The 19983-nt window shown below is 65.7% G+C and carries 22 protein-coding genes; 7 read left to right on the forward strand and 15 right to left on the reverse strand.

Going from position 1 to position 19983, the window contains the following annotated elements; translation table 11 throughout:
- Positions 1-6: 6 nt before the first annotated feature.
- Both ACZLZQ_RS22175 and ssuD read right to left on the reverse strand, forming a co-directional pair.
- Positions 7-144, reverse strand: a complete 138-nt coding sequence (locus ACZLZQ_RS22175) for a hypothetical protein (protein ID WP_472951252.1) — start codon at positions 142-144, stop codon at positions 7-9.
- Positions 141-1304 carry an FMNH2-dependent alkanesulfonate monooxygenase gene (gene ssuD / locus ACZLZQ_RS22180; protein ID WP_472951254.1) on the reverse strand — a complete coding sequence of 388 codons (1164 nt, stop codon included), beginning with the start codon at positions 1302-1304 and terminating at the stop codon, positions 141-143. Before ssuD ends, ACZLZQ_RS22175 begins: the two co-directional genes overlap by 4 nt.
- A 343-nt stretch (positions 1305-1647) precedes the next feature.
- Between ssuD and ACZLZQ_RS22185 the strand changes: the two genes are divergently transcribed.
- Positions 1648-2436 carry a pentapeptide repeat-containing protein gene (locus tag ACZLZQ_RS22185; RefSeq protein ID WP_472951256.1) on the forward strand — a complete coding sequence of 263 codons (789 nt, stop codon included), beginning with the start codon at positions 1648-1650 and terminating at the stop codon, positions 2434-2436.
- A 125-nt stretch (positions 2437-2561) separates the two neighbouring features.
- Here the strand turns inward: ACZLZQ_RS22185 and ACZLZQ_RS22190 are convergent, their stop codons facing one another.
- Positions 2562-2804 (reverse strand): hypothetical protein, encoded by a 243-nt coding sequence (locus ACZLZQ_RS22190; RefSeq protein ID WP_472951258.1) that lies wholly within the window; start codon positions 2802-2804, stop codon positions 2562-2564.
- 188 nt (positions 2805-2992) lie between these two features.
- On the opposite strand from ACZLZQ_RS22190, the gene ACZLZQ_RS22195 reads away from it, so the two are divergent.
- On the forward strand, positions 2993-3298 hold the full coding sequence (locus tag ACZLZQ_RS22195; protein ID WP_472951260.1) for a hypothetical protein: 306 nt from the start codon (positions 2993-2995) through the stop codon (positions 3296-3298).
- Here ACZLZQ_RS22195 and ACZLZQ_RS22200 read toward each other — a convergent pair.
- The 8 genes from ACZLZQ_RS22200 to ACZLZQ_RS22235 all read right to left on the reverse strand — a co-directional run bounded on the left by ACZLZQ_RS22200 (position 3295) and on the right by ACZLZQ_RS22235 (position 10480).
- On the reverse strand, positions 3295-4059 hold the full coding sequence (locus tag ACZLZQ_RS22200) for an EAL domain-containing protein (protein WP_472935651.1): 765 nt from the start codon (positions 4057-4059) through the stop codon (positions 3295-3297). The genes ACZLZQ_RS22195 and ACZLZQ_RS22200 overlap by 4 nt on opposite strands.
- Before the next feature lie 227 nt (positions 4060-4286).
- Complete coding sequence (locus ACZLZQ_RS22205) at positions 4287-4715, reverse strand: Rrf2 family transcriptional regulator (RefSeq protein WP_472951261.1); 429 nt, start codon at positions 4713-4715, stop codon at positions 4287-4289.
- A 144-nt stretch (positions 4716-4859) separates the two neighbouring features.
- A complete protein-coding gene (locus ACZLZQ_RS22210) occupies positions 4860-5108 on the reverse strand; it encodes a hypothetical protein (RefSeq protein ID WP_472951263.1) in 249 nt (82 codons plus the stop codon).
- A gap of 258 nt (positions 5109-5366) precedes the next feature.
- Entirely contained in the window at positions 5367-5810 is a 444-nt protein-coding gene (locus tag ACZLZQ_RS22215) for a response regulator (RefSeq protein ID WP_472935648.1), read from the reverse strand.
- Positions 5807-6928, reverse strand: coding sequence for a PAS domain-containing protein (locus ACZLZQ_RS22220; RefSeq protein WP_472951265.1), 1122 nt, complete (start codon positions 6926-6928; stop codon positions 5807-5809). The genes ACZLZQ_RS22215 and ACZLZQ_RS22220 overlap by 4 nt, the downstream gene beginning before the upstream one ends.
- A 233-nt stretch (positions 6929-7161) precedes the next feature.
- Positions 7162-7407 carry a hypothetical protein gene (locus ACZLZQ_RS22225; RefSeq protein ID WP_472935646.1) on the reverse strand — a complete coding sequence of 82 codons (246 nt, stop codon included), beginning with the start codon at positions 7405-7407 and terminating at the stop codon, positions 7162-7164.
- A 158-nt stretch (positions 7408-7565) separates the two neighbouring features.
- Positions 7566-8429, reverse strand: a complete 864-nt coding sequence (locus ACZLZQ_RS22230; protein WP_472951266.1) for a glycosyltransferase family 2 protein — start codon at positions 8427-8429, stop codon at positions 7566-7568.
- Complete coding sequence (locus tag ACZLZQ_RS22235; RefSeq protein WP_472951268.1) at positions 8411-10480, reverse strand: HAD-IIB family hydrolase; 2070 nt, start codon at positions 10478-10480, stop codon at positions 8411-8413. The genes ACZLZQ_RS22230 and ACZLZQ_RS22235 overlap by 19 nt, the downstream gene beginning before the upstream one ends.
- Before the next feature lie 65 nt (positions 10481-10545).
- Between ACZLZQ_RS22235 and ACZLZQ_RS22240 the strand changes: the two genes are divergently transcribed.
- Together ACZLZQ_RS22240 and ACZLZQ_RS22245 are read left to right on the forward strand one after the other, a co-directional pair.
- Entirely contained in the window at positions 10546-11604 is a 1059-nt protein-coding gene (locus ACZLZQ_RS22240; protein WP_472951270.1) for a glycosyltransferase family 4 protein, read from the forward strand.
- Positions 11604-12791, forward strand: a complete 1188-nt coding sequence (locus ACZLZQ_RS22245; protein ID WP_472951271.1) for a glycosyltransferase family 4 protein — start codon at positions 11604-11606, stop codon at positions 12789-12791. Before ACZLZQ_RS22240 ends, ACZLZQ_RS22245 begins: the two co-directional genes overlap by 1 nt.
- On the opposite strand, the gene ACZLZQ_RS22250 is transcribed toward ACZLZQ_RS22245, so the two are convergent.
- Both ACZLZQ_RS22250 and ACZLZQ_RS22255 read right to left on the reverse strand, forming a co-directional pair.
- Positions 12779-13762, reverse strand: a complete 984-nt coding sequence (locus ACZLZQ_RS22250) for a glycosyltransferase (RefSeq protein ID WP_472951272.1) — start codon at positions 13760-13762, stop codon at positions 12779-12781. The genes ACZLZQ_RS22245 and ACZLZQ_RS22250 overlap by 13 nt on opposite strands.
- Entirely contained in the window at positions 13762-14400 is a 639-nt protein-coding gene (locus ACZLZQ_RS22255) for a glycosyltransferase family 29 protein (RefSeq protein ID WP_472951274.1), read from the reverse strand. The genes ACZLZQ_RS22250 and ACZLZQ_RS22255 overlap by 1 nt, the downstream gene beginning before the upstream one ends.
- 157 nt (positions 14401-14557) lie before the next feature.
- Here ACZLZQ_RS22255 and ACZLZQ_RS22260 point away from each other — a divergent pair, with 157 nt between their 5' ends.
- The 3 genes from ACZLZQ_RS22260 to ACZLZQ_RS22270 are packed head-to-tail and all read left to right on the forward strand — an operon-like array spanning position 14558 to position 17563.
- Positions 14558-15697: a glycosyltransferase gene (locus ACZLZQ_RS22260; RefSeq protein ID WP_472951275.1), complete on the forward strand. Its 1140-nt coding sequence runs from the start codon at positions 14558-14560 to the stop codon at positions 15695-15697.
- Positions 15694-16386 carry a hypothetical protein gene (locus tag ACZLZQ_RS22265; RefSeq protein ID WP_472951277.1) on the forward strand — a complete coding sequence of 231 codons (693 nt, stop codon included), beginning with the start codon at positions 15694-15696 and terminating at the stop codon, positions 16384-16386. Before ACZLZQ_RS22260 ends, ACZLZQ_RS22265 begins: the two co-directional genes overlap by 4 nt.
- On the forward strand, positions 16379-17563 hold the full coding sequence (locus tag ACZLZQ_RS22270; protein ID WP_472951279.1) for a glycosyltransferase family 2 protein: 1185 nt from the start codon (positions 16379-16381) through the stop codon (positions 17561-17563). The genes ACZLZQ_RS22265 and ACZLZQ_RS22270 overlap by 8 nt, the downstream gene beginning before the upstream one ends.
- Here ACZLZQ_RS22270 and ACZLZQ_RS22275 read toward each other — a convergent pair.
- Entirely contained in the window at positions 17478-18824 is a 1347-nt protein-coding gene (locus tag ACZLZQ_RS22275; protein WP_472951281.1) for a PIG-L family deacetylase, read from the reverse strand. The genes ACZLZQ_RS22270 and ACZLZQ_RS22275 overlap by 86 nt on opposite strands.
- Complete coding sequence (locus tag ACZLZQ_RS22280; protein WP_472951282.1) at positions 18821-19933, reverse strand: acyl-CoA dehydrogenase family protein; 1113 nt, start codon at positions 19931-19933, stop codon at positions 18821-18823. The genes ACZLZQ_RS22275 and ACZLZQ_RS22280 overlap by 4 nt, the downstream gene beginning before the upstream one ends.
- Between the last annotated feature and the right edge of the window lie 50 nt (positions 19934-19983).

Below are 19983 nucleotides of genomic sequence, written 5' to 3' on the forward strand. Positions count from 1 at the left end.
CCCGCTTCAGCCCGGCCAGCCGCCGCCCGCGAACGGTCCGATGCCGAGGACGGTCGCCAGCACCGTCAGGAAGGCCGCGGCCGTCATCAGCACCTCGAGGGCCGCGGGCAAGCGGACGGCGGCGAACCGGCGGACGGGCGTCACGACGCGCTCGCCGGGCGCGCTTCGGGCGAGCGCGAATTGGCGATGGCCTCGCCGACGATACGGGGGCCGGCAGGCACGGCCAGCCGCGGATCGTCGTGTTCCAGCGGCAGGCGTGGCAGGACCCGCTCGCCGAAGGAGTAGGCTTCTTCGAGATGCGGGTAGCCGGAGAAGATGAAGGTGTCGATCCCGACGCGGCGGTACTCGTCGATCCGCTCGGCCACCGTCTCGGCATCGCCGACGAGCGCCGTGCCCGCGCCGCCGCGGATCAGGCCGACGCCCGCCCAGAGGTTGGGGCTGATCTCGAGCTTCGTCCGGTCGCCGCCGTGCAGCGCCCGCATCCGGATCTGCCCGACCGAATCCTGCCGCGCCAGCGCCTTCTGCGCCTTGGCGATGGTCTCGTCGTCCAGCTTGGAGATGAGGCTTTCGGCGGCCGCCCAGGCCTCCTCATTGGTGTCGCGAACGATGACGTGCAGGCGGATGCCGAAGGTCACCGTTCGCCCCGCCGCCTCGGCACGCGCGCGCACCTTGGCAACCTTCTCGGCAACCGCGAGCGGCGGCTCGCCCCAGGTCAGGTACTTGTCGATGGTATGGGCGGCCACCTCGATGCCGGCATCCGACGAACCGCCGAAATAGAGCGGCAGACGCGGCTGGTGCGGGGGGAAATAGAGCTGCCCCTCCTTCACCGTCAAATGCTGGCCCTCGTAATTCACCACCTCGCCGGCAAGCTCGGCCTTGTAGATGTCGAGAAACTCCTTGGTCACGGCGTAGCGCTCGTCATGGTCGAGGAAGATGCCGTCACCGGCATTCTCGACGGGGTCACCGCCGGTGACGACGTTGATGAGCAGCCGCCCGCCGGAAATACGGTCGAGCGTTGCCGTCATCCGCGCCGCCAGCGTCGGCGAGAGCAGCCCCGGGCGGACGGCGACGAGGAAGCGCAGCTTCTGCGTCGTGCGCGCCAGCGCCGAGGCGACCACCCAGGAATCTTCGCAGGACCGGCCGGTCGGCAGCAGCACGCCGTAATAGCCGAGCTGATCGGCCGCCCGTGCCACCTGCTCGAGATAGTCGATGTCGACGGCGCGGGCGCCTTCCACCGAACCGAGATGACGACCGTCTCCATGCGTCGGCAGAAACCACAGAACCTTGATCTTGTCGGGGGTCATTCATCACCTCGCAATGTCATTGAGGTGAGACTAACCAGCGCAAGACCTGCGCCACAGGAATGAAATATCTATTATGCCGGTAGATTGAGTAGATCCTTCTTCATGGCTGGTGGATCAAGGTGACGCGCTTTGGCTGGTCGCGGGCCCGCCGAGATAGCCACCCCACGGAAGCAACCAAGCCAGCCAAGATCGGCTTTAACCAGCAAGCCGATGCAGGCGACGACGCGCTGGCGCTGTGCGATACCGCGCGTGTGCCGGGCAGACGCCCTCGTAGGGTCACATCGGCTGACGACAGAGCGCTCGATGGGAAGCGCAAGGCGGCCGAATAAGGGAGGACACCATGATGCTGGAACATCGCAGGAATTGTCGGCAGTCTCGGCGGGATGCAGCGCAGGCACGGACAGGGCAGCCGAGCCGGCCTGCCCAGCAACAGGGACGGCTTGCAGCGCCGGGGCGGACCACCGGCTTTGCGGCGGTCGTTCTGCTCGCCTCGACACTGGCGTCAGCCGCTGCCGACTGCCAAAGCGTTGCAGAGGCCGGGATCGACTGGAGTGGGTGCAACCGGCGCAATCTCTCGATCGCTGGTGCCAATCTCGAGGGCGCCAATGCCGCAGGCACCGATCTCAGCGCCACGGATCTGCGGGATGCGACGCTGACCTCCGCCAATCTCGAAAAGGCGAAAATGGTGCGCGCTTCGCTGGCGAACGCCAAAGCGGACAAGGCTAACTTCAGCCGCGTCGAAGGCTATCGGACGGACCTCAAAGGGCTGTCGGCCGAAGGGGCGGTTTTCCAGGGTGCCGAACTGCAGCGCGCCGACTTTACCGACGCCGTGCTGTCCGGCGCGAATTTTGAGAAGGCCGAACTAGGCCGGGCCCGTTTCAAGGGGGCGACGCTTTCCGACAACCGCTTCGCCTTCGCGAACCTTGCCCGCGCGAACCTTTCGGGCATCAAGGTCGGAGGACCGATGGACTTCAGCGGCGCCTACACGTTCCTGACGCGGATCGAGGGCGTCGATCTCTCCGCGGCGACCGGGCTCGTGCAGGCGCAGATCGATCTCAGCTGCGGCGACGGCCAGACCAAGCTGCCGGCGGGATTGACGGTACCGGCCAACTGGCCCTGCGGCGCGGACTGAGCCTAGCCCACCCAAACATCATCCCGGCAACCGGCGGTGGCACGACGTCGGAGGGCAGCAAACTTCTGCCCTCCGACCGGTCATCTTGAGATGCGGGACCAATGCCGCAACGATCGCGCGGTGAATTAAGCCTCGCTGGCCCAGAAGGCTTCATCCATCGGCAGGCGGATGATCTCAGCCTTATCGGGATCGAGAAGCCGGACATGCGTGTCGCCGGTCTCGGCATAACCGAGCTGGGTCAGTGACGCACGGACACTGCCCTTGGCCGTCGCCGCGTCGGCGGCATTGAAGGCTTCGTGAAAACCGCCGGGCTGCCAGGCACCACCCGTGTCGGTTCCGGTCTCGATGACATATCGGGTTCGGGGCATCTCGATATCCTCCCTGAGCATCGGCTCGTCGAAGCGGCCGAATGGAGGAGGAGTAGAACCCCAGTTGGTTTTCCGTTCAAGCCATTCGAGGCGTGAAGGTCGGGTTGCGCCGCTCATCCGGCTGTGAACCGGGCTGAACCATTACCGGCCGCGCCCGTTGCCGCTGGAGACGATCACGGGAGAACATCATGCCGACTACCCTCACCGCAAACTTCGACACCCGCCGCGAAGCCGAGATGACCGTCGAGCGGCTCGTCCAGGAATATGGCATCGATCGCCAGAACATTGCCATCGCCGCAGCCGGCCCGCGCAACAGCGCAGGCGTCGAGGAAGCCGGTGCGGACGTCGGGGCCGGCGAGCCGTCGGCGGACGAACGCAGCGATGCCCCGCTGAATGGGGCGATCACCGTCTCGGTGGAAGTCGATAGCGATATGGAAGCAACGGTCCGCTCGGCCTTCGCCGAATTCGACGCGAGCGAGGTCAACGCAGATTAGGCGCTGACCCGCGCGTCCACCTGCTGGAAGTCGACCGCCGGCAGCGCCTCGAAGGCTGGCTTGGCGAACCAGTAGCCTTGAAAAAGGTTTACGCCGGCGGCTTTCAACACAAGGAATTCGGCTTCCGTCTCGATGCCTTCCGCCAAGAGGGTGATGTTCATCGCGCGGGCGATGCCGATAATACCGGCCACGATGATCTGTCGGGATCGACTGCTATCGATGCCGCGCAGGATCCGCATGTCGATCTTGATAAGATCAGGCTGGAAATCCACCAGCAGGCCAAGCCCTGCATGCCCCGCGCCGAAATCGTCGATGGCGGTTGTGAAACCGTGCTTGCGGTACTCGGTGATGATGTTCAGGAGGTGGGCTGTGTCCGACACCTCTTCGTCCTCGGTGAACTCGAACATGATCGAGGACAGCGGAAAGGCAAAGCGGTTTGCGGCCAGCAACGTCGCGCGGAGGCATGCCGCCGGCTCGTAGACGGCGTTGGGCATGAAGTTGATCGACAGCTTGAGATCTTCGCCGGCGGGAAACAGCCGGGCGGCAAGTTCAATTGCCTTCACACGGCAGGCCTGATCGAAGCGATACTTCTGCTCGGCGGAAACCTTCGAAAGGATCGAATAGGCGCCCTCTCCCCCCAGGCCCCGCACCAGTGCCTCATACCCCCAGACGCGGCTTGCGGCGACATCGTAGATCGGCTGAAAGGCCATGGTGAAATCGAAGTCGAGCTTTGCGGAAGTGGTGCAGCCGGCGCAGTTCATCGCATGTCCTGTCTCATTACCCCTGATAGACTAGCGTGCTCCGGTTGCAATTCGCTTAATTTGTAAGTCAAGACCCTGAATTAGCGTTGTTCTGCCAGTTGATCCCGCGACACAGCGGGTTCTGGAGGCAACCCCCGATGGCAAACGTAAGGCGGTAAATCCGCAGCACTGCTGCCGCTAGGACGCGACCGGTCTCAAGCCATGGTGCGACGGCATATGGAGCGCCGTTACGCGACCTTCAGGAGCTGCCGGATATTTGGCATCCCTTCCACCAAATCGGCGATGGTATGGCGCCGGAGCGAAACGAGGAACTCCTTAAAGGCGAGTTGCAGGGCTTTCTCCATTTCCACCTCCTCCGCGCTCTCGGGACTCCGATCACATCGGGCCAGCGCGTCACCGATGTCCGTTTCCACCGCCTGGATCACGTCCGCCAAGGTGATCTCGCCAGCGGGACGGCCGAGGCTGACCCCGCCATTTCGTCCTCGCACCGTCCTTAGCAGACCGGCTGCAACGAGCGGCTTGGATATCTGTGCGAGATGCATGGCAGAAACGGAATAGGCGGCAGCGATCTCGCCAACCTGGCTGAGGCGAACACTGTTGGCGGCGCAGTACATCAGCATACGAATGGCAAGGTTCGTCTGGCGGGTTAGGCGCATGGGATTGCATCCTCACTAGAACGATTCCAACAAGACGGAAGTGGAATCGTTCCAGAAAGAGCGCAGCCAGAACCTTGGTCGCTGCCGAGATCGAGCGTGCGAACCGATATGGCGATGGGAGGGAAGAAATTACGCCGCGAGGATTTACGTCAGAAGGCTGGGCACATGCCATGCCGCAGCTGCCGAGGTCGGATTTGGCTTTCCGGTCAGAACGTTGGAGGCGCGCGCACTGGCGATTTCGCCGGCGCTATAGCCGAAGATGTAATGGATCGTCCGGTCGCTCATCCCGGTCTCGATCATCGCCAGAATACCCCGGCGATCGAAATCGGAAAAGTCTCTCGGTTCTCCAACAAGCCCCAAGTGTCGCAGTAATTTGAAGGCACGGCTCTGCACGTCTCATTCGCTCCCCTTAGCGGACATTAAGCGAGGGCGGCATCGTAAGGTTCACTGACAACTTTGTGAGGAGGCGGCGTTGCTGATAAGCGGGTGTAGCACGTGTTAGCAGGCGCGAAGTGCGCACAATGCTTGTCCAGCTATCCCTGCAGCAGGGCCGCAGTTCCCATATGTCGCGTGGGGATACTCAGTTTCGGGAACCGGTAATGCTTGCCGGCCCTTCAACAACGTTGTCAAAGGCGCTTTAAACAGCAGAGCTCAGGCCCAGGCTTCCGTATAGACAGGCCCCAGACGAAAACCGCCGGGCTTTGGCAGTGTCGGCGGCGGATCGATCAGACCTTGCTGCAGATAGGCAAGGACCGCCACGAGCTTGGAGCTGGAAAACGGCTTCTCGAGAACGCCGATGCTGCCCTGCATGTCCTCGTCGACGAGACGACCGTTCGCGGTCATGAAGACATACTTCGCGCCCGTCTTGTTCTGCAGACCGCGGGCGACATCAAGTCCTGACGTGCCATGCATCAACTGGATATCGAGGAAAACGATGTCGGGCTGCGAGGCATCATATAATGCCAGTGCCTCATCGGCGGACGTCGCCCAGCCTGCCACGATATGACCTTCGTCCTCGACCGTCCCCTCGATGTCCATGGCCAGCAGGCCTTCGTCTTCGACGATCAGGACGCGCAGAGGCTGAAGAGTATTCACTGGCTTGCAACTCCGGTCGGGTTCACGAAGGCAACGCTGGCGCGGGTGCCGGGTTGCGCGTTGGTGACCTCGATCGTGCCGCGAATCTGCCTGACCAAAGATTCAATGAGACGGTGACCAAATGTTCTGGTCGATTTTGGCTGCGAGCCCGCGATGCCGATCCCATTGTCCTCCACAACGAGATGCGCCGTCTCTCCAACCTGTGAGGTCGCAACGCGAATTCTGCCGGCCTGCCCCTCAATCGGAAAAGCATGCTTCAGCGCGTTCGTTACGAGTTCGTTGAGCAGCAGCGAGAGCGAAGAGGCCGTCGATGCCGGCACCGTCAGTGGCTGGAGATCCAGATCCACGTCGATTTCCGGTCGGCCGATGGCGTCGACGATGTCGCTGCACAACTCGGCGGCGAACCCGGAAACGTCGAAGACCTGCACGTCCTGCGACTGGTACAGCTTCTGGTGCACCGATCCGAGCGTTTCCACCCGTGTCATCGTCGTCCTCAGCGCAGCCTTCACCTCCGGCACATCGGAATAGCGCGCCTGGCTCCGGATCATCGCGGCGACCATTTGAAGATTGTTCTTCACGCGGTGGTCGACCTCATGCAGCAGAAGTTTCTGCTGCTCGAGCGCTGCCTCCAGCGCAACGGTCCGCTCCTTGACGGCATTCTCGAAGAACTCGCTGGACTCCAACGCCTCGAGCTCGCGAGTCTTCCTTTCCGTCACGTCGAGCTGCGACGCGAAAAAGAACTGCAACTCGCCGCTGTGGCCGAAGACGGGGCTGAGATACAGTGCGTTCCAAAAGGTCGAGCCGTCCTTGCGGTAGTTCAGGAGCTCGACGTTGACGTCGGTGCGTCTATCAACGGCGTCACGGAGAACTGCAATGTCAGCCTGTGCCGTCCCCGGACCCTGTAGAAACCTGCAATTTCGCCCCATCACTTCTTCGCGGGTGTAGCCGGTCAGCTTGAGGAAGGCGTCATTGGTAAAGACGATCGGATTGTCGTCCTGGCGCGGATCGCTGATGATCATCGGCATGCGGGTAGCCCGGACAGCCGCCGCGAACGGGTCTCCCTTTCCCTGCTCCGCGTGCAGGCGGTCGGTGAGGAGGACTGCTTCCTGGGATTCCAACGTCTACTCCGGCCTTTAGATGACAGATCGTCTCGCGACGGGGATGAGTTACTTCGACCAGATTTTATGGAAGAAGCCCGGCACACCAGGTTTGGTCCCGGAGGATGGCGCCGACCATCGCACCCTTGTCGCGGTCGCAAGGGTTTCGCCCATCAATGGCGCTGGGAGCGTTTGGTTTCGTCCTAGCGCCGCGCTTGATCGAGGGTAGCGCCCGAGCATTGGCGCAAGGCTGATTATTTCCGCTTGGGCTTCGGCTTGGATTTTGGTGCTGCCAGCCGAGCCGCCTCCGCGTCGATCTTGGCTTGAAGCGCCTGCTGTTCTTCGCGTGCGGCCTTCAAGCGGAGCGTCTTCGAAATGGTTGCTTCGCGTTCGGCGGCAATCACCGTCATGCCGGAGCCCTTTTCGTGACGCTCGCCCGGCGTCTGGAAATAGGTGGCTGCATCGATGGGGGTGTCGGAATTGCTCGTTTCGGATGTCATGGATCGTTCCCCCGCCGACAGGGCGCCGGACCGGAAACCTAGAACCTTTCCCCCTACAGCGGCTTAGCCTGGGTTAAGTTTCCGTCTGGTCGAGGGATTTTTTCAGGCCGGACAATTATGTCCCAAGCGTATCCCGGCTATCTGCAGGGCGGCATTTCTCAGCTGAAGATGCGCTGGGTGTCCGCCGCGGCGGCGGTGATTTCCGCTTGCGTCGGCCGCCGGACGACAGTGATACCCGCGGCGTCGCTCGACCAGGCGATCAGGCCTGCTGCCGCAAACTGCCCGAGCCAGTAGTCCATGCACCAGCGCCCGTGCCTTCTGTGGAACAGCGTAGCATTGCGCAGGATCGCATCGAAATGCTGCAGCGGCGGTACCGAGACCGGGTGATGCTGGTGATAGCTGCGGGCGCCTGCTGTCCAGAAGAACGGCAGCCCAGCCTTGCCAAGACGGGTGGCGAAGTCTGTCTCCTCGCCGCCATAGCCCTCGAAATCCTCGCTCATGCCATTCACCGACGCGTAATCCTGTCGGCGGAGCGCGAAGGAGAGGCCCCAGAGCTGGCCCACATCCGGCTCCGCACGCACCCCGGTGGGCGGCACCGCCGGCTTTGACGGGTGGGTCACCCCCACCCGGTCGAGTTCGGCAAAGTCCAGTGGCTGCCGCGACGCACCGGCGGGCAGGTATAAGACCTCGCCGAGAAATAGCCCGTTCCGGGAAGCGGCCGCCGTCTTATAGGCCGAGACCAATCCCGGCGACGGGATGCAGTCGACGTCGAGGAAAATTAGAAGCTCTCCCTCTGCCGCCTCGGCCGCACGGTTGCGGGCTTTTGCAAGAGGGAGCGCGTCACCGGCGACCATGACGTGCCGGACCGGACAGCCGGGATCCGGCAGAACCTCCAGCGGCTCAGGCTGCATCCAAGCGATAACCAACTCCGACGGCTTCGATTCCTGCCGCGATAGCCCGTTCATCAACTGAGTCAGATGATCGCGCCGCCCGCGGACGAGCGTCAGGACGCTGGTTTGCATGCTTCGCTGCCATGCGCGAGGAAATGACTCATGCCTTCGATGATCCCGTGCGCGTGGGATTTCGTCGCGACGAAGGAGTGGGCGAGTTGTGGCAGACTGGCGAGCCCGTCCGAGAAGTTCGCGACGATGATCGCCTGTGCGACGGTCTGCAGCATCTCGATGTCGTTGCCTGAATCGCCGGCGACGAAAACATTGCCGACCGGCAGGTTGTCCCGGCGCCGGACATATTCGACCGCTGTCCCCTTCGAGGCGCCCATCGGCAGAACGTCGAGGTAGCGGCCGTGGCTATGGATGATCGAACAGGAGAGCCCCGCCTTCGCCAGCCGCGCGCGGATGCGGTTGACGGTATCGGGATGGCCATCGCTGAAATAGCTGAGCTTGTGCGAGCGCTGCTCGAGCGGGGCTTGCTGCACCACCCCCGGCATTCCCGACATCACCGTCTGCACACGGTCGCGGTCCCAGTTCTTCGAGATCCGCGTGCGCCATTCTCGGTCCTGCGTATAGGTGAGGCCGTTCGGATCGAGGTGGTAGATTTCTGAGCCGACAGAGGTGATCATCACCTGCGGACGGGGCGCTTCCTGCTGCTCGAGGATCGACATCGCGCTGTGGAAGGAGCGCCCTGTCGCGACCCCGAAGGCGAGCCCATGCTGCTGCGTCCGCCACTGCCGGAACAGCCGCACGCCCTCGGCACAGCCGACCAGCGTGTTGTCGATGTCGGAGATGAGAATCCTGTCGTGCGGCAAGAGCTTGCCCGCCGTCCGGCAGATCCCCTTCAGGAGAGCGTGGTAGCTCACCACATGTCCCGCCCAATCATAGGTCTGCGCCACCAGTCCGCCCGCCGCGGAATAGGTGTCCCAGAGCGCTGCATCGTCCAGAATCCGCAAAGCAGCGGTCGCGATCGCCTGGGGCGACCGCGGATCGACGAGGATGCCGTTTCCGGCCATCTCGATGATATCGTTCGGCCCGCCCGAGTCGGTTGCCACCAGCGGCAGGCCGACGGCCGAGGCTTCCAGGAGGGTCAGCCCGAAAGGCTCGTTCAGAGCCGGGTTGACGAAGATGCCGCGACGGTCCCGCGCATAGGCATAGATCGCCGGCACATCCTCGGCCCGGTGGGTCTTCGGGTAGGCTATCTTGCCGTAGAGATCATAGCGGTCGATGAGATCCAAAAGCTCGCCGACCGTCTCGGCCATGTTGCCGTCGAGATCCTGGTAGTTGTCGCGGGTACCGGCGAAGACGACGAGGTTTGCCTTCTGCTGCAGGTCCGGGTTCTCGCCATAGGCGGTGACGAGGGCGGCGAGGTTCTTCTTGTAGACCGGACGCGCCAGCGCCAGGAGAACGGGTTTTTCCGGCTCGCGCAGGAATCTGTCGATTGACGCGTCGACCCCATCGCAGCGGTCCGCCTGGTCGAAGCGCGACAGGTCGATCCCTGGCGGCAGGATACGAATCCGGCCCGCCTCATACGATCGGTAGGATGCCCATTGCAGCTCGGCCTCGTCACGCGAGGACGCTATGACGACCGCAGCTTTGGCCATGGCAGTCTCCTCGCCCGCAATGCGCTCGGCAATATAAGGAATCTCGCTGGTGCCCCACAGCGCCCGCTGCTTCACCCGCCCGAGCGAATGGGCAGTGAACACGAAGGGAATACCAAGACGTTCCTCGACGATGGCGGCGACGCTTGCAGCATCGGCGTAATGCGCATGGATGACGTCCGGCTGGCGTTCCTGGGTCTCGATAAAGCCGATCAGCGCTTCGGCAAAGCTCTTGACTTCACGGTGCATCGCCTCTTTTTCGACGTAGCCCGGCGTCTCGCTGCGAAGCCGGACGATCTCGAGCCTGTCGCCACCGAATTCATGCGGCGTCGCATAGTCGGATCCGAGCGGGCTTTCGAAAAGTCGCGTGGCGATGACGATGCGCTCGATGGCGGAATCCTCCGCCGATGCCGCCACCAGATCGAGCAGGTAACGAATATGCCCACCTGTATCGGCTGTCAGGCCATATTCAACGTTTTCGGAGCGGAGACATCCCTGAAGCGCTACATGCAGAATAAACAACAGGATCTCCTACTCGTGCAAAATCGAACCAACAATTTCTGCCCGCGAAATCAGTTGAGATATCAATGACCACGCTTCGCAGTATTCTCCGCATAGCGCAAATTGCGCCCACGATATTTCCAGTCCCTCCCCAAGATCACGGCGGCACCGAGCGAATTATCAACGATCTGTGCCTTGCGCTGAAACGCGCGGGCGTGGAGGTGACGCTGTTCGCACCATCCGATAGCCTCGTTGACGTCAGCCGTGTCGGAGTGTTTCCGAGTCTTCAAAGCTTGGAACAAGCCTACGGTTCCGTTCCCCCCTCGATCCCGGCAGTCCTCGAGGCCGCGCGCATGGAAGACCTGCGCCAGCGACTGGACGACTTCGACGTGGTCCACTGCCATGGCGAGTTCTTCCATGCCGCGCTTCTCGGGGAGAAGCGGCGCTACAGCCTGACGACCATCCACTGGCGGGTCGACGAGCTCGACAGGGCGCTGTTCTTCGAGGCGTTTCCCGACCTTCCGGTCGCCGCGATCTCGGGCGCGCAACAAGCCGCCTTGCCCGCTTCGAACCGGGCCGGCGTCGTGCATCACGGGATCGAGCGGGACCGCTATGCCCTGTCGCTGGCGCCTGGCTCGCACCTTGCCTTCGTCGGCCGAATGACGGACCAGAAACGACCGGACGTCGCGATCCGGGTGGCGAATGCGGCGGGCCGCGAGATCCAGTTGGCGGGCACGGTCGATGTCGGCAACCCGCTCTACTTCGACCGGGAGGTGCGCCCCCTCCTTTCCGATCGCGCCCGCTATCTCGGCCCCTTGCGCGACCGGGAGAAGGCCGGACTTCTCGGCGGTGCGGCCGCCCTCCTCTTTCCGATCGACTGGCCGGAGCCTTTCGGCCTGGTGATGATCGAGGCCATGGCGTGCGGAACGCCGGTGATCGCCTGGGACAGAGGAAGCGTTTCGGAAATCGTCGAGGACGGCGTCACCGGCTTCATCGTGCGCAACGAGGAAGAGGCGGTCGCCGCCATCGGCCGGATCGGCGCCATCGACCGCGCCGGCGTCCGGCGCCGTTTCGAGGAGCGGTTCACCTCCGACCGCATGGCCGCCGACTACATCGACCTCTACCGAAAGCTCTTGATGCGATGATGCGCACCGCCCTCATCACCTGGAACTATCCGCCCTGGCCGAGCGGCCTTGCGACGGCCGCCGGCGAAATCGCGGAGGCGCTGGTGCTGGCCGGCGCCGACGTGACCGTGTTCGACCTCGGACGAAGCGGGCGCGAGACGGTCGGCGGCGTCACCGTCATCGGCTGCGCCATCTCCGACGGCAGCGGGCTGGCGCGTCTCCGGCTCTGGGGCGGCGCCGGACATTTGGCAGCGCCGCTGGCGTTTCGCGGGGCGGTGCTGTCGGAACACCGGCGCCAGCCGTTCGACGTCGTCGAGGCGACAAACTGGTATGCGCCGGCCGTGCTGCTGGCCCGGCGGCCGGCGATGGCCATCGTCACCCGCAACTCGACGCCGGCCGCCTTCTCGCGCGACGCGCCCGCCAACCTCCGCGACCGCATCGACGCATCGCTCGCCGACCGTCTCGAGCGGGCGCAGGCGCGGCGCAGCCACGGCCTGATCTCAAACACCGCCGACCATGCCGGGCGGATCTCCGCCGAATATGGCCTGCCCGAGAACGGCCGGCCGCATGGCGTGGTCGCTCTCAGCCTGCCCCCGGACCTCATCGCGCGGGGCAAGGCAGCTGCCTATCCGGCGGCGGACGGGCCGCTTCGGCTGCTGTTCGTCGGCCGGGCAGAGCACCGCAAGGGTTTTGACGCGTTGATCGACGCCATCGAATTGCTGGCGCCGGAGGCCGAACGCGGACAGATCCCCGACTTCGAGCTGCGGCTGGCGGGCATAGAGGCGGCGTCGCTGCCGGCCGGCTTGTCGCCCGCCGCCCGGCGCCGCATCACCCCGCTGGGTTCGCTGACACCGGACGCCCTGTCGGCGGAGTATGCCGGGGCCCATGCCGTCACCGCGCCCTCGCGCTATGAGAGCTTCGGGCTGGTCTACCAGGAAGGCATCGCTTTCGGCCGGCCGATGATCGCCTCCAACGAGGATGCCAGCGCGCGGGCCTTTGTCGGTGCCGTCGGCGCTGGCTCGATGGCCGCGGAGACCACGGGTCCGGCCCTCGCTGCGGCGCTGCGGCCCGTCCTTTGCGATCCCGCTTACCGCTCTTTGCTGCGGGAGCAGGCGTTGCTGGCGGCCGGACGGTTCAGCCGCGAGACGCTCGGCCAGGAAACGCTGGCGCTCTATCGTGCGGCGATCACGCGTTTTCAGGCGGTGTAGGCGGTGAGCAGGCGGTCCTGTTCCTGCAGCCGTCCGTGGCCGGGGCTCAGCCCTTCGTAGCGGGCCGAGCGCGTCATGACATGCTCATGCGCAAGATGATGGACGATCGTCCCGTGCAGGGCGATCGTGGTCTGGCGCCAGTCGGTGGCCGGCCGCTCATGAACGACGCCGGCATAGACGACGCCGGCGCGGTTCAGCCGGTACTGGGTGTCGGGAAAAAGGTCTGACAGGACGCCGTCGACCAGGTTTCGCCGGCGAAGACCGATGGACGTGACGCCGTTCGCCTCAGCATCGGCGGCGAGTGCCCCAAGCAGCGGGCCGGTCGACGGCTCGAGTGTCTCGTCTGCATCCAGCTGCAGCATCCAGTCGGTTTCCGCCAGCGCCGACAGCGCGTTCCGCTGGGCGGCGAAATCTCCGCGAAGCGGGCGGGCGGCGACCCGGACTCGGTCTCTTGCAAACCCCTCGACGTCGACGGGCGCTGCTTTGCGCGCGGCATCGTCGACGAGGACGACCACATCTTTCGTCCAGGCGGCATGCGGGCCTAGGCCGGTAAAGACAGCCGGCAGTTCGTCGGCCCGGCAGCAGACGCCGAGGCTGATCGGCACCGCAGGCGCCGCGGCCAGTGCGAAGAGCTCGGCCTCGGCCGCCAGGCGTGCGTGTGGCTGCCGCAAAGCCTCCTGCTGCGCTGCCCCGAGCGGCCGAACGCCAAGCCCCCGCGCACTTGCCGCGATCCGCAGCGTGAAGACGTCGAGGCCATAGCTGGCAAGGTCGCTGCCGGCAAAACGTCCCGTCGCCAGTCGGCGGTCGAGGCTGTCGCGGCAGGTGGCAGCACTGGCGGGGTCGCGGACCAGTGCCCCGCAGGAGCCGCAGGCATAGCCGAAGCGGTGTTCGCGGCCCACGGCATCGACGATCGTCCGCTCGGTCGGCTGGTAGGCGCGCGCGTCGCAGATGAAACAGCGGGCGGCGATCATCACCGAGCCGGCGCGTCGATCGGATGTAGGCGCAGCCGGCCCCTTCCCGCCTGACCCTCGAACCAGGCGCGCTCCCGCTCCCACTTATGCCCCGGCCACCCGGAGAAACCGAAGCCGTGGATGTCGATGGTCGCGGTGGTCGGCAGCGTCTCCAGCAGATGCAGGGCGACGAGGAAGCCGGTGCTCGGCGCACCTTCCCCTGCCTCGATGCCGAGAAGCCTGTCCGCCTCCTGTCGGACGGGTTCCGGAACGACGGCGACCGGGCGGCCGAGCGGCGCCAGCCTGGCGAGGGCTTCCGCCGTCCAATCGCGGCCATCCCCGTCGACGTTCGCTTCGTCCTGCGGCTTCGAGCCGAACGGAAACAGGAAGGAGCCAGCTTGACGAACCACCGGGCGCGCGGTGAAGCCGGGATCACCCAGCCACTCCGCCATCTGGCCGCCGTGGTTCACCAGCGCCAGATGCGTCACGCGGCGCCCGGCAACACCCCCGAAGCCGACCGCGTTGTTGAAACGGACCACCCAGTCGGCCGCATCGATGGCGACGCCTTGGTCGGAGAGATCCGGCGCATTGCCGACGACGGCGACCGTGCGCGGCCTCTCGACCGGCCCGGCGCCGTTTCTATCCCTCGACTCGACCATCGCTCTTGTTCGTCCTGCATGTTCCGGCAAAAACCTGTAACCCATCGGCGTCTTGATCGTTGCGGCAATATCGGTCCGGGCGTCATGACGTCCCGCGTCCTTATACTCTCTCCAGCGTCCTCGGACGTTGGCCTGCCCTACACCGGAGAACTGCCCTTTGCTGAAGCCGATTTCCTTCTTCGTCCATCACCAGGGCCGGGGACACGCCAACCGGACGATGGCGCTGATTTCCGAGTTCTCCCGGGAGCGCCCGGTCTCCGTCATGACGGCGGGCCCGCATCTCTTCGACGGTTTCAGCCGCGACATCGAGATCATCACGCTGCCCGACATGATCGGCGCGGCGGTGCCGACGCCCCGGCTCTTTGCCGAACCGACGCCGCAGGTGATGCACTGCGTGCCGCTCGGCCTGTCGGCCATGCGCAAGACGATGCGCGGCATCATCGACCATCTCGACGACCGCGAGGTCGGCCTCTTCGTCGTCGACGTGTCCTCGGAAATCGCCATGCTGGCGCGCATCGCCAGCTGCCCGGCGGTCCAGATCCGCATGCACGGCGACCGGCTGGACATCGGCCATATCGGCTCCTACGAATCCTCGGTCGGCATGCTGGCGCCGTTCGACGAGCGGCTGGAGCAGGACGACTATCCCGCCCATTTGCGCGCCAAAACCGTCTACACCGGCGGACTGTGCACGACGGTCGGAAAGATACCCTCCAAGGCCGAGGCTCGGCAAAAGCTGGGTCTCGACCCCGAAAGGGAAGTTATCGTCGTCGTCACCGGCGGGGGTGGCAGCGGCACGCCGCTCGCGCCGCTGACGGTGGCGGCCAGAGCTGCCCCGAACGCGCTCTGGCTGACCGTCGGCCCGACCCATCGCGAGGGCCACGAGACCGACTTCTCGAACCTTCGCGAACTCGGCTGGGTGCCGGATGTCACCGACTATCTCGTCGCCGCCGACATCGTGATCGCCTCGGTCGGCGACAACACCATCCACGAGATCGCGCGCGTCGAGCAGAAGCTGATCGTGTTCCCCGAATGGCGCTATTTCGGCGAGCAGGTCCGCAAGGCGGAAGAGCTCGTGAAGCTCGGCACCGCCGTCAGCGCCCCGGCCTGGCCTGGCGATCTCACTGGCTGGCAGGAGCTTCTGGCGCGGGCGCGCCAGCTCGACGGCAAGCGGCTGGGCACGCTCTACGACCCCAATGCCGCACGGCGGGGCGCGGCTTGGCTGGAGTCCCTCACCGACGAGCTTTGGGCGGGGGCGCCTGCGAGCGGACCTCACACAGCTGGAGAGAGCGCCGCATGAACACCGGCGGCGACGGCCTTTCGACCGCCGGATCGACCCTCGTCACCGTGCTGCGCAGCGGCGGGCGCTATGACAGGACATGGGTGGAACGGCTGGCGCTCGGCGCACGCCGCTTTGCCGGCGTCGAGCGGATCGTCTGCCTGACGGACGTGGCCTTCCAGGCCGATGGCATCGAGGTCGTCCCCCTCCGCCACGACTGGCCGGGCTGGTGGTCGAAGATGGAGTCCTTCCGGCCGGGGATCGCGGATGGCGTCACGCTGCTCTGCGACCTCGACACCGTGTTTGCCGGCGATGCGTCCGTTCTGTCCGAGCCCGGCCTTGCCGCCATGGCCGACCATTTCCACCGCGATCGTCTCTCCAGCGCGCTGATGCGCTGGGAAGGCGACGAACTTGCCTTCCTCTACGAGGCTTTTGCCGCCGATCCGGAGCGGTGGATGACGCCAGGATCCTGCGGCACCGTTCCGAATGCCGTCCATGGCGATCAGGTAGTGGTTGACCATCTCCTGCGCGGGAAAGGACTGACACTCCGTTCTCTCCAGTCGCTCTACCCCGATCTCCTCGACTTCTACGGTGCGGAGAAAACGCGTTTCGGTCCGGTCGTCGTGTTCATCGGGGACGCCAAGCCCGACGTCGGCAATGACGCGATCCAGTCCCTGTGGCGTGGCGAGAGCGTTTTGGCCGATGCGTGACGCCTCGGATTTTCTGACACTCAAGCCGGCCGACGACGGGCTGCTCGCCCTCGTCGCGGCGGATTTGCCGGTGGAGCGGCTGCGGCTTGCTGGCGACCCTTCCGCTCTGGCGGGGTCCGCCTTCGTCGCCTGCGTTCCCGCCTGCAACGAGGAGGACTGGATCGAAAGGTGCCTCGCGGCGCTCGACGCCGATCTGGCCGATGGCGACGCCATCCTCCTTCTCGCGAACGGCTGCACGGACGCCACCATTGCCAAGGCGGCCGCGGTCATGGCGCAGCTCCGCCGTCCGTCGCTCCTCGTCGAATGCCGCTGGCAGGCGGGCCAAGGCAGCGCACCACGCGCCCGCCGCCTGGCGCTGGACCTCGCGACCAACCTCGCCCCGCAGGCATTTCTCCTGTCCATCGACGGCGATACCATCGTGCTGCCGGGCCTTCGCGCTGCCTATGAGAGCGAGTTCGGGCACGGCTATGATCTCGTCTGCGGCCGCATCGGCTTCATTCCCGAGGAAGCGGCGCGGCTTCCCCCGGCCGATCCCGAGAGCGAGGCAATCATCCGGGAATACCGCGAGGCCTCGCGTGAGATCGCCGCGCTGATCCAGCCCGACGCCGACAATCCCTGGCCGCACCACGGCAATATCGGCGGCGCCAACTTCGCCATGACGGGCGCTGCCTACCGCCGTGTAGGCGGCTTGCCAATGCCGCCCTCCGGTGAAGACCGGGCCTTACGGCGCCGCTTCGAGGCTTACGGCTTGCGCATCCGCTACGCCAACGGACCTAGGGTCGAGACATCGTGCCGCCTCATCGGGCGCGCCATCGGCGGACTGTCCGACGAGCTCAACCGCAACCGCACCGAGCCGAACCCGATCGTCGACGAGTTGCTGGAGCCGCCGGAAACTCTTCTGGAGCGCCTGCGCAGCCGGGCCGCGTTCCACAACGCGTCAGACCCGGCCGGGCGGGAAGCGGCCCTCGCTGGTCTGGACTTGCCAGCCCCACGCATCCGGGACCTTGCCCTGTCCGGCGGCGAGACGGCCTGGCAGGCGGCCGAGGACGAGAGCCCTGCCCTCGCGCGACGCCGCATGCGCTTGTCAGACCTCAGGGACCATATGCCGGCACTGCGCCAGGCGCTCCTCGCGACTCGAAATGCTCGATGCGGTAGTCCGGCGTCTCCAGCAGGTTGAGGAACACCGCAGCCTCTCCGAGGCAAGCCGCGAAGACATCGGTGGCGGCGCGCCCGCCAAGCGGCGTGTCGGTCGGTCCGAGATAGGAGACGACGAGGATGCCGGCCCCGGATTCGAGCCGGTGCGACAAGGCATCGACGAGCGCGGCAAGGTCCCTCTCGTCGAGAAAGTAGAGAACTTCCGACAGCACCACGAGATCGAACGGCCCCGGCGGCAGATCGCCGGGCATCCGGCCGGTCACGAAGGATGCCCCCGGAACGGCGGCTGCCGTCGCCCGCGCCACGATCGCCGGCTCACCGTCGACGCCGACCACCGTCTCGGCAGCGCCCGCTTCCAGCAGAAGCCTTGTCAGAAGCCCCTCGCCGCAGCCGATGTCGAGGGCGCGGCGGTAGCGCCGTCCTGCGAGAGCGCTGACGCTCGCCTGGCGCTTCTCCGCCTCGTAGGGTGAAGTCTTCGCGTGCCAGGGGTCGCCGCCCCCGGCATAGAGCCGGTCGAAATGCGCCGCGCCCGGCACTTCGCCCGGCATCGCCAGCCAGGCATAGCGCTCGCGCTCGTCGTTCTGGGCGTCGAGAAACCAGGGCGGCATGGCGAACCCGCCGGGATCGTCGGTGACGACGCGGCCGAGCTGGCTGGCATGGCAGTCGATTGCCCGACGCTTCAGCTCGACGTCGGTGCGCACCCGGAACGGCGTCAGCCCGGCGCCGCTGAACGTCGCCTCCGGCGGCAGGCGCCGCGACCAGACCTCGTAGAAGAGGATGCGCAGGTCCGGCAAAAGCGCACGCACCGCCAGGGCAAGGGCCGCCGACGCATGGTGGTCGGGGTGCGGATCGTCGGGATGCGGTGCCGCAAGCGCCGTCGCGCCCAGCCGTCGGCAGAGCGCGGCGATCGTCTCGGCAGCGGCTGAAAAGCGCGGATCGCGGCCCGAGCCACCGTCGGGCAGGCCGAGGCGCAGCGTCTCGGTCGGCGGGCATCCGAGGACATTCATTGCCGCCGCCTGCTCGCGGGATCGCAGTTCCGCCATGCGCGCCGGCGGGAAGAGCCGGGAAGACGGATGCGACGCATCGCCATCCGTCACGTCGACGAGCCCGACCGCGCGCCCCAGGCGCCCGGCGGCGATCAGCAAGGCCGAGGCGCCGAGCGTCTCGTCGTCCGGATGCGGCGAAAGGACGACGAGCCCGCCGGGTCCGATCAGCCGCTCGGCGTCGGCTATCGGCGAGGCCTCGACAGCGGCGTTCCAGTCTCCGACCGTCGCGATGCTCACGACGTCAGTCCGGCGGCGAGCACGCGCCCGTGCTGCAGGAGGACGGCATCGGGATTGGCCTGACGGATGTAGACGGCGAGATCGCGCATTAGCGCCTCCGCGGGATGGCCGATCGCGAAGGCGGAGAGCCCGAGGGCGCGCTCGGCAAGTGCGATGACCTCCATGGCGACCTCCTCGGTGAGCAGACGGCCATAGGCGGACAGCGCGACGACTTCCGCAAGTCCGGTCCCGTCCCCGTCGATGGGACGATAGGTTTCCACCCTTTCGGCGGCATCCTCGACCCAGAGGCGCACGGTCCGCGCCTTCAGGATCGCGCTGCCGATCCGCGCCATCTGGAGGGGATGGCCATCCCGGCCGCTTTCCTTCAGCGAAACCGCCATAATCTTGACCAGAGCCTCGATGGCACCGAGCTGAGCCGCCGCACAGCGCCAGATCCCGCCGACGAAATAGGGCTCGCGCCGGTAGTCGTCGGTCCCGCCAAGCAGCGCGTCCTCTCCGATCTCCATGCCGGCGAAGTCATGCGTGCCCGAGGCCGATCCGCGCATGCCCCGCATGTTCCAGGAGGATCCGTCGCTCCGAGCGGCATCGTCGACATCGAGCAGCAGAAGCTGCATCGTGTTGTCCGGCTGGTTTACCAGGACGATCGCCTTCGCGACCAGTCCGGTCCCGGAGGCGTAGCGCTTGGCGCCGGACAGTTGCCAGGTTGCGGCGGATTCTGCCGGTTGCAACGCGAGAGGCGGCGTCGCATCCGCGCCCCAGACGCCGAGGAGGCCGCCCTTCGACACGAGCTCGGCTGTCAGATCCTGCTGTGCCGCCGTGCCGTAGAGACATACCAGCTGGACGGCATTGAGATGCCCCTCGAACAGCCGCGCCGCGTTCAAATCAATCCCGCCGACCGTTGTCAGCCATGCCAAGACGTCCTGCCAGCACGGCGCGTAGATCTGGCCGCCGCCAGGCTTCGGCCGCAGAAGACGTTCGGCCCCGACATGGGCCAGCAGCATGCCCAGCAGCGGACGGACATCGGAAGGTTCTCTCTCGGCAGCACAGGCCGCCAAAATGTCCTTGAGACCCTCGACGTCATCGAGGCCTGAAAGGGATTGTTTGAACACTGAAATTGGATGGTCTCCCGCACAATCTGGGTTGCGCGGGATGACCGCCC

The sequence above is a fragment of the Mesocryomonas lacus genome, assembly GCF_055730105.2.

Excerpts from the sequence above, each read along its gene's own strand:
- ssuD (WP_472951254.1), bottom strand. The coding sequence starts at position 1,304 with ATGACCCCCGACAAGATCAAGGTTCTGTGGTTTCTGCCGACGCATGGA.
- ACZLZQ_RS22185 (WP_472951256.1), top strand. The coding sequence starts at position 1,648 with ATGCTGGAACATCGCAGGAATTGTCGGCAGTCTCGGCGGGATGCAGCG.
- ACZLZQ_RS22240 (WP_472951270.1), top strand. The coding sequence starts at position 10,546 with ATGACCACGCTTCGCAGTATTCTCCGCATAGCGCAAATTGCGCCCACG.
- ACZLZQ_RS22200 (WP_472935651.1), bottom strand. The coding sequence starts at position 4,059 with ATGAACTGCGCCGGCTGCACCACTTCCGCAAAGCTCGACTTCGATTTC.
- ACZLZQ_RS22255 (WP_472951274.1), bottom strand. The coding sequence starts at position 14,400 with ATGGTCGAGTCGAGGGATAGAAACGGCGCCGGGCCGGTCGAGAGGCCG.
- ACZLZQ_RS22225 (WP_472935646.1), bottom strand. The coding sequence starts at position 7,407 with ATGACATCCGAAACGAGCAATTCCGACACCCCCATCGATGCAGCCACC.
- ACZLZQ_RS22245 (WP_472951271.1), top strand. The coding sequence starts at position 11,604 with ATGCGCACCGCCCTCATCACCTGGAACTATCCGCCCTGGCCGAGCGGC.
- ACZLZQ_RS22270 (WP_472951279.1), top strand. The coding sequence starts at position 16,379 with ATGCGTGACGCCTCGGATTTTCTGACACTCAAGCCGGCCGACGACGGG.
- ACZLZQ_RS22250 (WP_472951272.1), bottom strand. The coding sequence starts at position 13,762 with ATGATCGCCGCCCGCTGTTTCATCTGCGACGCGCGCGCCTACCAGCCG.
- ACZLZQ_RS22265 (WP_472951277.1), top strand. The coding sequence starts at position 15,694 with ATGAACACCGGCGGCGACGGCCTTTCGACCGCCGGATCGACCCTCGTC.
- ACZLZQ_RS22195 (WP_472951260.1), top strand. The coding sequence starts at position 2,993 with ATGCCGACTACCCTCACCGCAAACTTCGACACCCGCCGCGAAGCCGAG.
- ACZLZQ_RS22230 (WP_472951266.1), bottom strand. The coding sequence starts at position 8,429 with ATGCAAACCAGCGTCCTGACGCTCGTCCGCGGGCGGCGCGATCATCTG.
- ACZLZQ_RS22205 (WP_472951261.1), bottom strand. The coding sequence starts at position 4,715 with ATGCGCCTAACCCGCCAGACGAACCTTGCCATTCGTATGCTGATGTAC.
- ACZLZQ_RS22190 (WP_472951258.1), bottom strand. The coding sequence starts at position 2,804 with ATGCCCCGAACCCGATATGTCATCGAGACCGGAACCGACACGGGTGGT.